The sequence below is a fragment of the Terrabacter lapilli genome (assembly GCF_039531305.1).
GTDB lineage: Bacteria > Actinomycetota > Actinomycetes > Actinomycetales > Dermatophilaceae > Terrabacter > Terrabacter lapilli.
The window spans coordinates 332,853-345,502 of the sequence record NZ_BAAAPU010000009.1 but is presented as its reverse complement, the minus strand read 5'-3'; the positions used below and the strand labels follow the sequence as shown (position 1 = coordinate 345,502).

General features: G+C 72.0%; 11 protein-coding genes. 9 read left to right on the top strand and 2 right to left on the bottom strand.

Annotated elements, in window-relative coordinates; genetic code table 11:
• Window positions 1-104: 104 nt before the first annotated feature.
• From ABD241_RS16515 to ligD, 8 genes are all read left to right on the top strand, one after another.
• A complete protein-coding gene (locus ABD241_RS16515) occupies window positions 105-563 on the top strand; it encodes a lamin tail domain-containing protein (RefSeq protein WP_344065066.1) in 459 nt (152 codons plus the stop codon).
• Between the two features lie 342 nt (window positions 564-905).
• Entirely contained in the window at window positions 906-2,018 is a 1,113-nt protein-coding gene (gene prfB / locus ABD241_RS16510) for a peptide chain release factor 2 (RefSeq protein WP_344065063.1), read from the top strand.
• A gap of 216 nt (window positions 2,019-2,234) precedes the next feature.
• Window positions 2,235-3,131: a cell division ATP-binding protein FtsE gene (gene ftsE / locus ABD241_RS16505; RefSeq protein WP_344065060.1), complete on the top strand. Its 897-nt coding sequence runs from the start codon at window positions 2,235-2,237 to the stop codon at window positions 3,129-3,131.
• A 24-nt stretch (window positions 3,132-3,155) separates the two neighbouring features.
• Window positions 3,156-4,061, top strand: coding sequence for a permease-like cell division protein FtsX (ftsX, locus tag ABD241_RS16500; protein WP_344065057.1), 906 nt, complete (start codon window positions 3,156-3,158; stop codon window positions 4,059-4,061).
• A gap of 137 nt (window positions 4,062-4,198) precedes the next feature.
• The gene (locus ABD241_RS16495) at window positions 4,199-5,719 is read left to right on the top strand and encodes a peptidoglycan DD-metalloendopeptidase family protein (RefSeq protein ID WP_344065054.1); all 1,521 of its coding nucleotides are present in this window, start codon (window positions 4,199-4,201) and stop codon (window positions 5,717-5,719) included.
• A gap of 145 nt (window positions 5,720-5,864) precedes the next feature.
• The gene (gene smpB / locus ABD241_RS16490; protein WP_142186001.1) at window positions 5,865-6,338 is read left to right on the top strand and encodes an SsrA-binding protein SmpB; all 474 of its coding nucleotides are present in this window, start codon (window positions 5,865-5,867) and stop codon (window positions 6,336-6,338) included.
• A gap of 247 nt (window positions 6,339-6,585) precedes the next feature.
• Window positions 6,586-8,511: a DUF2207 domain-containing protein gene (locus tag ABD241_RS16485; protein ID WP_344065049.1), complete on the top strand. Its 1,926-nt coding sequence runs from the start codon at window positions 6,586-6,588 to the stop codon at window positions 8,509-8,511.
• A 40-nt stretch (window positions 8,512-8,551) separates the two neighbouring features.
• A complete protein-coding gene (ligD, locus tag ABD241_RS16480) occupies window positions 8,552-10,183 on the top strand; it encodes a non-homologous end-joining DNA ligase (protein WP_344065046.1) in 1,632 nt (543 codons plus the stop codon).
• On the opposite strand, the gene ABD241_RS16475 is transcribed toward ligD, so the two are convergent.
• Window positions 10,176-11,393: an MFS transporter gene (locus ABD241_RS16475; RefSeq protein WP_344065043.1), complete on the bottom strand. Its 1,218-nt coding sequence runs from the start codon at window positions 11,391-11,393 to the stop codon at window positions 10,176-10,178. The genes ligD and ABD241_RS16475 overlap by 8 nt on opposite strands.
• A 53-nt stretch (window positions 11,394-11,446) precedes the next feature.
• Between ABD241_RS16475 and ABD241_RS16470 the strand changes: the two genes are divergently transcribed.
• The gene (locus ABD241_RS16470) at window positions 11,447-12,286 is read left to right on the top strand and encodes a winged helix-turn-helix transcriptional regulator (protein WP_344065040.1); all 840 of its coding nucleotides are present in this window, start codon (window positions 11,447-11,449) and stop codon (window positions 12,284-12,286) included.
• 30 nt (window positions 12,287-12,316) lie between these two features.
• On the opposite strand, the gene ABD241_RS16465 is transcribed toward ABD241_RS16470, so the two are convergent.
• Window positions 12,317-12,577: a biotin/lipoyl-containing protein gene (locus ABD241_RS16465; RefSeq protein WP_425580802.1), complete on the bottom strand. Its 261-nt coding sequence runs from the start codon at window positions 12,575-12,577 to the stop codon at window positions 12,317-12,319.
• Window positions 12,578-12,650 lie beyond the last annotated feature (73 nt).

Genomic DNA, 12,650 nt, shown 5'->3' with positions numbered 1-12,650 from the left:
TGGCGTGGTGCGTCGTCCTCAGGAGAGATCGCGCGCCGCCGCCCGGGCGGCGCCGTCCACACGTGTCGCGGCTCGCACCGGCCGCGACGACAGACAGGGAGAAGATGCGCACCTTCGTCACCAAGGCGCTCGTGGCCACAGCAGGTCTGGGCCTGGGCGTGGCCGCGCCCATCGCAGCGGCGAGCTCCGCCCAAGCGCTGCCGGCCATCATGATCTACAAGGTCCAGTACGACTCGCCCGGCGCCGACACCGGGAGCAACACGAGCCTCAACGCCGAGTACGTCGTCATCAAGAACACGACTCGCAGCGACCGAGTCCTGACCGGGTGGACGCTGCGCGACAAGACGGGCTACACCTACCGGTTCCCGGCCTTCGCCCTCAAGGCCGGGGCGACGGTCACGGTGCACACCGGCCGTGGGAGCGCCACGGCGGCCCACCGTTACTACAACAAGTCCTGGTACGTCTGGAACAACACCGGCGACACGGCATACCTCAAGAACGCGTCCGGGACGACCGTGGACACGTGCAGCTGGAGGGGCGGCGGCACGGCGACCTACTGCTGAGCGCCCCGGGGCCAGCACGCCGCCGAAGGCCCGGTCCCTCGGGGTCGGGCCTTCGGCATAACCGTCGGCGCCCGAGGCGGCCACCCCCGAGTCCCGATGGAACGTCGTCGGGACCTTCGACCCCGCCACCGTCCCAGTCGAGCCCGTATCTCACCGTGGCGAAGCGTTGCGCCGCCCACACGACCGATCCGGTCCCGGCGGCCGTGGGCTCCCCGTCACGCGGCCGCCCAAGCCGGGCGAGGGCCGCCGGTCGGGGGGCGCACGTCGTCCCCGCGGCGCCGGAGCACCGGTCGCTCGCCGTGCGTGCGCCCGCACGGCGCCGCTGCCGTAGGCTGTTCGATCGTGGCTGTTGACTTCACGCAAGAGATCAGAGACCTGCGCGCGACGATGGACTCCGTGCGTGGGGTCACCAACCTCGACGAGCTGGCCCGCACCATCAAGGAGCTCGAGGAGCAGGCGTCGGCGCCCGACCTGTGGGACGACCCCGACGCCGCGCAGCAGGTGACGAGCGCCCTCAGCCGCGCCAACTCCGAGCGCGACCGCATCCTCGGCATGGACGCGCGCATCGAGGACCTCGAGACCCTGGTCGAGATGGGCCAGGAGGAGCACGACGCCGCCACCATGGAGGAGGCCGAGCGCGACCTCGCCAAGCTCAAGAAGGACGTCGGCGAGCTCGAGGTCCGCACGCTCCTCTCGGGCGAGTACGACGAGCGCGAGGCCGTCGTCACGATCCGCGCCGGTGCGGGTGGCGTCGACGCCGCCGACTTCGCCGAGATGCTGATGCGGATGTACCTGCGCTGGGCCGAGCGCCACGGCTACCCGACGAAGGTCATGGACACCTCGTACGCCGAGGAGGCGGGCCTGAAGTCGGCCACCTTCGAGGTCAACGTGCCGTACGCGTACGGCCACCTCTCCGTCGAGGGCGGCACCCACCGGCTCGTGCGGATCAGCCCGTTCGACAACCAGGGCCGTCGCCAGACCAGCTTCGCGGCGGTCGAGGTCATCCCGCTCATCGAGTCCGACGACTCCATCGACATCCCCGAGAACGAGCTGAAGATCGACGTCTTCCGCTCCAGCGGCCCGGGCGGCCAGAGCGTCAACACGACCGACTCGGCGGTGCGAATGACCCACATCCCGACCGGCATCGTCGTCTCGATGCAGAACGAGAAGAGCCAGATCCAGAACCGCGCCGCCGCGCTGCGCGTGCTCCAGTCCCGCCTGCTCCTGCAGCGCAAGGCCGAGGAGGCCGCGGTCAAGAAGGAGATGGCCGGCGACGTCAAGGCGAGCTGGGGCGACCAGATGCGCTCGTACGTCCTCAACCCGTACCAGATGGTCAAGGACCTGCGCACCGAGTACGAGACCGGCAACCCGAGCGCGGTCTTCGACGGCGACATCGACGGCTTCATCGAGGCCGGCATCCGTTGGCAGATCGGCCAGAACCGCCAGCAGGACTGAGGGCGGCGACGCCGGCCGGCCGGAAGGTCCGCCACGCCGGGATCGACGCCTTTCCGGGGGATCTGTCCGCGTCCACGTAGCCTCGTAGCGCTCGCGTGGACGCGCCCTGCGTATGCCGTCACGTGCCGACCCGGCGCCCGTGCGGTTCCAGCCCAGTGAGCACTGCAGTCCGGTAGTTCCCAGCAGTAGCCCCCAGCACGAGTCGAGGCCCGACGCATGATCCTCTTCGAGAACGTCACGAAGACCTACCCTCGGACGACTCGTCCGGCGCTCGAGGACGTGAGCCTCGAGATCGCGCGAGGCGAGTTCGCCTTCGTCGTCGGCACGTCGGGGTCCGGCAAGTCGACGATGATGCAGCTCGTCATGAAGGAGCAGGACGCGACGAGCGGCCGCGTCCTCGTGGCCGGCCGCGAGCTCGATCGCCTGCCCGAGCGCAAGGTGCCGGCGCTGCGCCGCGAGATCGGCTGCGTGTTCCAGGACTTCCGGCTGCTGCCCAACAAGACCGTCTTCCAGAACGTCGCCTACGCCCTGCAGGTGCTCGGCAGCAGCCGCGCCCGCATCCGCCAGACCGTGCCCGAGACCCTCGAGCTCGTCGGGCTCGCCGGCATGGAGAAGCGCCTGCCCCACCAGCTCTCCGGTGGTGAGCAGCAGCGCGTGGCCATCGCCCGCGCCTTCGTGAACCGGCCGCCGATCCTGCTCGCCGACGAGCCCACCGGCAACCTCGACCCCGACACGAGCCTCGGCATCGTGCAGCTGCTCGACCGGATCAACCGGACCGGCACCACCGTCGTCATGGCCACCCACGACACCGTCACCGTCGACGCGATGCGCAAGCGCGTCATCCGCCTGGACCGGGGCGTGCTCGTCAGCGACCTTGAGGCGGGGGACTACACCACCGGCTCGATCCCGCGCATCCGGCTGGACGAGGAGTCCGCCGCCCCCCGCCGTGCCGACGAGCCCGAGGTGCCCGACGGCTACGACGACGGGGACCCGGCGGCCTACGAGGGCGACGACCCGGACGCGCTGCCGCCCATCGGCCGCGACGCCGACGAGCCGCGTCCCAGGAGCGGGCTCTTCCGTCGGTCCAGGGCCGTCCACACGAGCAGCCGCTGAGCCCGAGACGGAGCGAGACACGACATGCGATTCCAGTTCCTGCTCGGCGAGATCGGCAACGGCCTCCGACGCAACCTCTCGATGGCCGTCTCGGTGGTCATCGTCACGATGATCTCCATGTACCTGCTGGGCCTGGGCCTGATGGGCCAGCGGCAGGTCGACACCATGAAGGACTACTGGTACGACCGTGTCCAGGTCACGGTCCTGCTCTGCGCCGAGAAGACCCGCTTCACCAACTGCGCCGGTGAGCCGACCACCGATGCGCAGCGCGAGGCGATCAAGGCCGAGCTCGACTCGCTGCGCCCCACCGTCAAGGACGTCTTCTACGAGTCGCGCGACGAGGCGTACGACCGCTTCAAGCAGACGTACCAGAACTCGCCGCTGGCGCGTGCGGGGGAGTCGTACTTCGCCGACTCCTACCGGGTCAACCTGGGCGACCCGAGCAAGTTCGACGTCGTCGCGAGCTCGATCAAGGGCATGCCCGGGGTGGCCGACGTGCAAGACCAGAAGAAGCTCCTCGAGAAGTTCTTCACCTTCATGAACACCGTGTCGTGGGCGGCCATCGCGCTGTCCTCGCTCATGGTCTTCGCGGCGGTCATGCTGATCTCCACCACCATCCGGCAGACCGCGTTCAGCAGGCGTCGCGAGACCGGGATCATGCGGCTGGTCGGCGCTTCCAACTTCACGATCCGCTTCCCGTTCGTCATGGAGACGGTCCTGTCGAGCGTGCTCGGCGCGGTGCTGGCCATGGCGATGCTGTGGGCCACCGTCCGCTACGGCGTGGTCGGCTTCCTGAGCCAGACCCTGACCGACACCGCGTTCATCGGAGTGACCGACGTCTACTACGTCGCTCCCTTCGTCATCGTCGGCGTTGTGGTGCTCTCGAGCCTGACCTCGTGGGTGACGCTCCGCCGCTACCTGCGCGTCTGAGCCGCCCGCCCGGCGTCCCGATCTGCTGCGTTCTCGCCCGCCCGGCCCGTCCGGGGCGGCATGCTGTGCGCGGCAGAAAAGCCTCGAACCCACTCCTACCGCTGTGACCTGTGGTACCAATGGAGCTTATGTGGCACATGTGGCGCTTCCGCGGCAATCGCACCGCGACCCGACTCACGGCCGCTGGGCTCGCGCTGACCTGCACCGTCTCCCTGGGGTCGGCCCTGGGCGCGCGGGCTGACTCGGTCTCGGACCAGAAGAAGCGCAACGACCAGCGGATCGCCGCCCTGGGGCAGCAGCTCGAGGGCACCAACGCCTCGCTCGCCCGGGCGTACGTCAACCTGGAGCGGACCAACGCAGCCCTGCCCCTCGCGCAGCAGCGGGTGGCCTCGGCCCAGGCCGCCCAGGCGCGCGCCCAGGCCGCGCAGGTCGCGGCGGAGGCGACCGAGGCGCGTGCCATCGCCGCCGAGGCCAAGGCCCGGGCCCACAACGACGACGTCGCGCAGAAGCTCGCCGTCGCGCAGGCCAACGAGCAGCGTGCCAGGGAGCAGCTCGCCAAGAGCTCGACCGACCTCGTCAGCAGCCAGGACGCCCTCGACTCGTATGCCGCCGAGGTGTTCCAGGGCTCGAGCCAGGAGTCGCAGATCGGCCTGGTCTTCGGCTCGACGTCGCCGGAGGACTTCGCCAACCGCCTCGTCATGGCCGACACGGCCAGCGCCGTCGCCAGCGACACCATCGACAAGCTCGCGGCGATGACGGTCGACAACACCTCGACCCGCGCCTACCTGACCTCCGTCCGCGGTGAGATCGCCGAGCTCAAGCGCCAGGCCGAGATCGCGCTGAAGGGCGCCGAGGCCGCCGCCGCTGCCGCGACCCAGGCAAAGAACCAGGCCATCGTCGCCAAGAACAACGCGGTCACCGCGGCCCAGAACGCCGCAGCCGCCAAGACCCAGCTCGACCAGCTCAAGGCCAAGCAGTCCGCGGCCGCAGCCGACCTCGCCGCCCAGAAGCAGAGCGAGGCGGCCGACCTGGCCGCAGCGCAGGCCGAGTCGGCGCGCCTGCAGGGCATCCTGGTCGAGCGGGCCCGCCAGGCTCGCATCGCCGAGCAGAAGCGCATCGCCGCTCTCAGGGCCAAGCTCGAGGCGCAGCGCCAAGCCAGGATCCGGGCCGAGCGCGCCAAGGCGGCCGCCGCCGCCAAGGCGGGTAGGACGTACACCCCGAAGCCGCCGCCGCCCGTGGTCGTGCCCGTCGACTCGACGCCGTCGAACTACCTGACCTACCCCGCCAACGGCCCGACGACCTCCGGCTTCGGCATGCGCTGGCACCCGATCCTGCAGAAGTGGATGCTGCACGACGGTCTCGACTGGGGCATTCCCTGCGGCACCCCCGTGTATGCCGCCGCGCCGGGTCAGATCATCCGTGCCGGCTGGCGTGAGAGCGGCTGGGGCAACCAGGTCGTCATCGACCACGGGATGCACCGTGGCGTGGACCTCGTGACGACCTACAACCACCTGACGAGCATCGTCGACTTCGGCGGCCCGGTGAACCGCGGCCAGCTCATCGGCTACTCGGGCACGACCGGCTACTCGACGGGCTGCCACCTGCACTTCGGCGTCTACGAGGACGGCACACCGGTCGACCCGCGCAACTGGCTCTGACCGTCGGGGCGGGCCGCGAAACCGGCTCGGAGGACAGCCGGGCTTCGGGGTAGCGTTGGCAGGTCGACCGCGCCGCGCGGTCGCACCACGAGCAGCCGGCCCGCACCTGAGGACGCGCTGCAGACCGACTCGGAAGGATGGTCCGGTGCCCAAGGAGAAGGGGCGGTCGCTCATCGCGAGCAACCGCAAGGCCCGACACGACTACCTGATCGGCGACACCTTCGAGGCCGGCATCGTGCTGTCCGGGACCGAGGTCAAGGCGTTGCGGATGGGGCGCGCCTCGCTCGTGGACGGCTTCGCGATGTTCACGGGCGACGAGCTCTACCTCGAGAACGTCCACATCCCCGAGTACCTCAACGGCACCTGGAACAACCACGCCCCGCGGCGCAAGCGCAAGCTGCTGCTGCACCGTGCCGAGCTCGAGAAGATCGCGCAGAAGACGCGCGAGAGCGGGCGGACCATCGTGCCGCTGGCCCTGTACTTCAAGGACGGCCGGGCCAAGGTGGAGATCGCGATCGCGACCGGCAAGAAGGAGTACGACAAGCGCCACGCCCTGCGCGAGCGCCAGGACAACCGCGAGGCTGCCCGCGCCATGGCTGCCGCCAACCGCCGCCACTGAGCCGCCATCGAGCCGGCCACCGAGCCGCCATCGAGCCGCCACCGAGCCGCCACCGAGCCGCCACCGACTCCCTCTCGGGGGCGCTGAGCGCGAGCCGGCGCCCACCGTCGGGAACCGCACCCCCACATGCAGCGTCCGGTGTCAGGATGCAAGGGAGCGATGACGTGGAAGGACTCCGATGACGGGACCTGACGGACCCAGCCGGCCGACCCGAGCCCGCGGGCTGCGAAGCCGCCGAGCAGGCGGGATGTTCGCCGTCCTCGTGGGCCTCCTGCTGGTGCTGGCGGGCCCGGCCGGTTCCGCCCGCGCCGCGGGTGGCGAGGGCATGGACGCCTTCGTGGCCGCGTACGACCTGCAGTCCGACGGGAGCATGAAGGTCACCGAGACCATCACCTGGCGGTTCCCGACCGGTCAGCAGCAACACGGCATCTTCCGCAACATCGTCGTGCGGATGGGCTACGACAACCAGGAGAACCGCTACCGCTACTTCGACCTGACCGACGTCGCGGTGAGCAGCCCGAGCGGTGCGCCGGACACCTTCCGGGTCATCGACAACGGCGCGGCCAAGCAGATCCGCATCGGCTCGGCGAGCGAGTACACGAGCGGCACACAGGTCTACAAGGTCTCCTACACCCTCCACAACGTGCTCAACCCCATCACCGCGGACGGCAAGCCGGCCACGGGCACCACACCGCCCGCCACGGTCGAGCTCAACTACAACGTGTTCGGCAGCAACGAGCTGACCGAGCGCGACCGCGTCTCCGTCACGGTCAACGCGCCCGCCGCCGCCACCAAGGTGCTGTGCTTCTCGGGCCCGACCGGGTCCACGACCGAGTGCTCGAGCAGCCCGGGGGATCCCTCCCGCTTCTCTGCCGGCCCCCTCGCGTCGGGTGATGCGATGACGGTCGTCGCCTCCTACCCGGCCTCGGCGTTCGGCGACGTGCGGCCCGACGTGCGCAACGGCGGCGCCGACTCCACGGTCGGGTCCGAGGCCGCACCAGCCGTCAACGCGGCGGCCTGGATCGGCGGCGTGGGAGCCCCGATCCTCGCCCTCGCCGTCATGGGCACGCTGGTCTGGACGCGCGGCCGCGACGAGCGCTACGCCGGCCTGACCCCCGGCCTGTCGCCGGTTCCGAGCGCCGGCGGCAGCGGCGCCGGCCCGGACGGGCCAGGCGGCCCGGGCATCGTCCGCGGCGGTTCCCCGACCGTCGCCGTGCAGTTCCAGCCGCCGAAGGGCGTCCAGCCCGGGATGGTCGGCACGATCATCGACGAGACGGCCAACCCCATCGACGTGTCGGCCACCGTCATCGACCTCGCGGTGCGCGGGTTCCTGCGCATCGAGGAGAACGAGGGCGGCGGCATGTTCAGCCGCACCGACTGGACGCTGACGCGGCTCGACCCGCCGGCCCGTGAGCGGCTGCTGCCCTACGAGCAGAGCCTTCTCGACGGCATCTTCTCCACGCGGGGCGACGTCGTGCAGCTCTCGGAGCTGAAGAACACGTTCGCGTCCACGCTCAAGGCCATCCAGCGCCAGATGTACCAGGAGGTCGTGACGCGGGGCTGGTTCCGCTCGTCGCCGCAGACCCAGCGGGGGGCCTGGCAGGCCCTCGGCATCGTCATCGCCGTGCTCGGCGGCCTGCTCCTCTTCTACGGCCGGCCCGCGATCAGCGCCATCCTGGGCGGCGGGTTCTCGGGGGGAGTGGCGCTGGGGGTCGGGCTGCTGCTGGCCGGCGTCATCGTGTGGGTGCTCGGCGGCCGGATGGCCGCCAAGACGGCCGAGGGGTCGGCGGTGCTCGCGCAGTCGCTCGGGTTCAAGGAGTACCTCACGACCGCGGAGGCCGGCCAGATCGCCTTCGAGGAGGCGTCGAACATCTTCAGCCGCTACCTGCCGTATGCCGTCGTCTTCGGGGTCGCCGACCGGTGGGCCCGCACGTTCGCCGACGTCGCGAGGGCCGCGGAGGCCGCCAACCAGCCGCTGCTCATGCCGACGTGGTACGTCTGGAGCGGCACCGCGTTCCCCGACTTCACGAGCATCGCCTCCGGCGTCGAGTCCTTCTCGACGACCTCGACCGGCACCTTCACGTCCACGCCCGGCTCCTCGGGTTCATCCGGCTTCGGTGGCGGCGGCTTCTCCGGCGGCGGTGGCGGCGGCTCGTCCTCCGGCTCGTGGTGAGCTGACCGCCTGCCGGCACCGCAGTGGGTAAGCACCGGGCATGGCCACGGGCACGACCGCCGACCTGCTGGAGCCGTACCGGCGCAAGCGCGACTTCACGCGTACCGCCGAACCGGCCGGAGCCGTGGCCCCTCCGGCGCCCGACGGCCGGCGGCGCTTCGTCGTCCAGCGCCATCGCGCCCGGCGCCTGCACTACGACTTCCGCCTCGAGATCGACGGCGTCCTGGTCAGCTGGGCCGTGCCGCGTGGCCCGACCCTCGACCCCGGCGTGCGGCGCCTGGCCGTCCACGTCGAGGACCACCCGCTGGAGTACGAGACCTTCGAGGGCGTCATCCCCGCGGGCGAGTACGGCGGTGGCGACGTCATCGTGTGGGACGCCGGGCTGTGGGCGCCGCACGGCACGGACGACCCCGGCCAGGCGGTCCGTGACGGTGAGCTGCACCTCGACATGGCCGGCGAGCGGCTGCGCGGGCGCTTCGTCCTCGTCCGCAGCGACCGGGACGGCGGCGGGACGTCCGGTTCGGGGAAGGAGCAGTGGCTGCTGCTGCACAAGCACGACCGGTGGGCGCAGGCCGGCTGGGACGCCGAGGACCACCCCACCTCGGTGCGCAGCGGCCGCACCAACGAGCAGGTCAGGGCGCAGCCGCAGCTGGTGTGGCACTCGGACCTGCCGGCCGACCGCGCGGCCGTCCCCGTCGGCGGCCAGGCGGTGCCGGCGCCCTCCGCGGCCGAGCTGGCCGCCCTGGAGGAGCTGGCGCAGCTCGGTGGCGAGGGCCGGTGGACGGTCCACGGCCGCACCCTGCGGGTGACGAACCTCGACAAGGTGCTCTTCCCGGGGCGCGACGGCGAGCCGCCGGTGACCAAGCGTGAGCTGCTGGCGTATGCCGCCCGCATCGCCCCCGTGCTCCTGCCCTACCTGCGTGGCAGGGCTCTCAACCTGCACCGCTACCCCGACGGGGCGCAGGAGAAGGGCTTCTGGCACAAGGAGGTGCCACCGCGCGCGCCGGCGTGGCTGCCACGGTGGGACAACCCCGACGCCGACCCCGGCGAGACGAAGACGTACCTCGTGGTCGACGAGCCGGCCGCGCTGGTCTGGGCCGCCGGGTTCGGCGCGCTCGAGTGGCACCCGTGGACCTCCTCGACGCGGGCTCCGGACCGTCCCGACTACGCGCTCTTCGACATCGACCCCGGGGAGCACACCTCGTGGGAGGAGGTGGTCGAGCTGGCCAGGCTCCACCGGACGGCCTTCGAGCACCTGCAGGTGCGGGCCTACCCGAAGGTGACGGGGCGCCGCGGCATCCAGGTCTGGGTGCCGATCGCCCGCGGCCCCGGCTTCGACGAGACGCGGGAGTGGGTCGAGCGGGTGTCACGGACCGTCGGAGCGGTGCTGCCCGAGCTGGTGAGCTGGAGGTGGCAGAAGCGCGACCGGTCGGGTCTGGCGCGGCTGGACTACACCCAGAACGCCGTCAACAAGACCCTCGTGGCGCCCTACAGCCCTCGGCCGGCTCCCGGGGCCCCCGTGTCCGCGCCGATCACCTGGGACGAGCTCGAGGACCCCGAGCTGCGGCCCGACCGCTGGACGATGCGCACGGTGCTCGACCGGATCGACGAGCGCGGCGACCTCTTCGGCGGGGTGCTCGACCACTCCCAGACCCTGCCGGCGATCACCTGACCTGACCTGCCGCGGCCTCGGGCGCCACGCCCTCGGTTCCCGCTGCCGGGGACGCCGGGGTCCGGGCGGAGGCGAGCGCCAGGACGGCGCCGAGGCCGGCCACGACGCCACAGAACGGCCACAACGCTCCCGGCGCGGCGGCGTACACGATGCCCCCGAGGGGCGCCGACAGCATCGTGCCGCTCGTGGCCGCGCCCGTGTAGAGCCCCTGGTACCGGCCGACGAGGTGCCCCGGGGCCGAGTCGAGCACGTGCGCCGTGGCGGTGGTCTTGTAGAGGATCTCGCCGGCGGTGAGCACGACCATGCCGGACACCGCGGCAGCCGCCACCCCGAACCAGGTGGCCCCGAAAGTCACGAACCCGATGGCCACCAGCGCGTAGCCGGTGGCGACGACGGGTAGGGCCGGGCGGTGCCGCAGCCACAGGGCGACGGGGATCTCGAGCGCGAGGATCAGCCCCGAACCCAGCGCGACGAGGAGCGTGTACAGGGCGAGCGGCTGCCCGTGGTCGCGCAGGTAGAGCGGCAGGGTGGAGTAGAGCTGCCGGTAGACGAGGTCGACGAGCACGACGCCCGGCAGGAGCAGCAGCAGCGAACGGTCGGCACGCACGGCCCGCCACAGGCCGGTCGGCGCGCCCGGCCGGCGAGTGACGGGCCCACCCGGCGGCAGCAGGCGGGAGGTCGCGTGTCGCAGCACCAGCGTCAGCACGCCGTCGAGGACGAAGAGGGTGTCGTAGCCACGGCTGGCGAGCAGCGCCCCGAGAGGGGGACCGATGACGAAGCCGGCGTTGGACGCTGCGCGGCCGACGGCCACGGAGGAGCGCCGCGACCCGGCCGGCACGGCGAGGGCCGCCAGCGCTCCCTGGCACAGCGAGGCCAGCGCCCCGAGGTAGCCGGTGATCGGCATCGTCACGGCCAGCAGCCACGTGGGCTGCCACGGGATGAGGGCGGTGAGGACGCCGACGACCGTGGCCGAGACGAGGAGGGCGCGGCGGTGCCCGTACAGGTCGGCGAACCGGCCGCCCGTGAAGTTGCCGAGGAGGGCGCCGACGCCGTTCGAGCCTGCGATGAGACCGGCCGGCACGACCTCGAGGCCGCGTGGTCCGGTCAGGTAGAGCACGAGGAAGAGCATCAGGAAGGAGCTGGCGGAGCTGACGAAGCGGCCGGCGGCCAGCACCCAGACGACGCGGGGGAGGTCACGGAGGTCTCGCACCCGCACATCAGACCACAGTGAGTTCCCAAAAGAAACCGACATAGGATGGCGGTGTGACCAGACGCAGGCCTCCGGCTGACGACACGTGCGGCATCGCGCAGGCGGTCGGCGTCATCGGCGACCCGTGGAGCCTGCTCGTCCTGCGCGAGGTCGCCGGTGGCCGTACGCGTTTCGACCGGCTCGTCGACGAGACCGGGATCTCCCGCAAGGTCCTGGCCCAGCGGCTGGAGGCCCTCGTCGCCGACGGGGTGCTCGAGCGCCGGGCGTACTCCGACCGGCCGCCTCGTCACGAGTACCTCCTCACGGCACTGGGTCGGGGCGCGCTGCCGGTCCTGACGGCGCTGCAGGAGTTCGGTGACACGTGGCTGCTCGGCGACGGCCGGCCCGACGCGGGCGCCGACCCCGACTCGAACGAGGTGGCGAGGGTCGGCTCGCTCGTCGGGGCCGAGATCCCGCTGCTGCAGACCCTCGACCCCGTGGCCGACCAGCCGTTCACCGTCGTCTACTGCTACCCGGGCAATGCCTTCCCGGGCGCCGACGAGGTCCCCGGGGGCATCGGCTGCACCCTCGAGTCGTGCACCTACCGCGACCGGCTCGGCGAGTTCGCCGCGCTCGGCGCGGCGGTCGTCGGGGTCTCCACCCAGCGCCCCGGCGAGCAGGCGGACTTCGCCGCGGCGAACGGCATACGCTTCCCGCTGCTGTCGGACGCCGACCTCGAGCTGACGACCGCCCTGCGCCTGCCCACCTTCCGGGCAGGAGGCACGACGCGGCTGCGCCGGCTGACGCTGGTCGTCGACCACCACCGCGTCGTGCGGGCCACGTTGTTCCCGATCCCCGACGTCACGGGGTCGGTCGAGGAGGCGCTGCGGCTGGTGCGCGGCCTCGCCGCCTGACGAAGGTCCCCGCGCGGCGGCGCCGGGGGCTCAGCCGATGACGACGAGCACGTCGCCGCCCTCCACCTGCTGCTGCGGGCCGACGGCGACCCGACGGACGGTGCCACTGCACGGTGCCGTGAGCCCGGCCTCGAGCTTCATGGCCTCGATCGTCGCCACCACCGCCCCGGCGGCGACCTCGTCGCCCGGCGCCACGGCGAGCGTGACGACCCCGGCGAAGGGCGCGGCGACCTGCCCGCTCCCGCTGGACACGACGGGCGTCGCGTCCGGCTCGGGGACCTTGCTCGACATCGGACCTCCGGGGTGCGCGCGTGGCCTGGACCGACCACGCCCGCAGCCTAGCGGGGCGAGGGGCGCAGAGGCC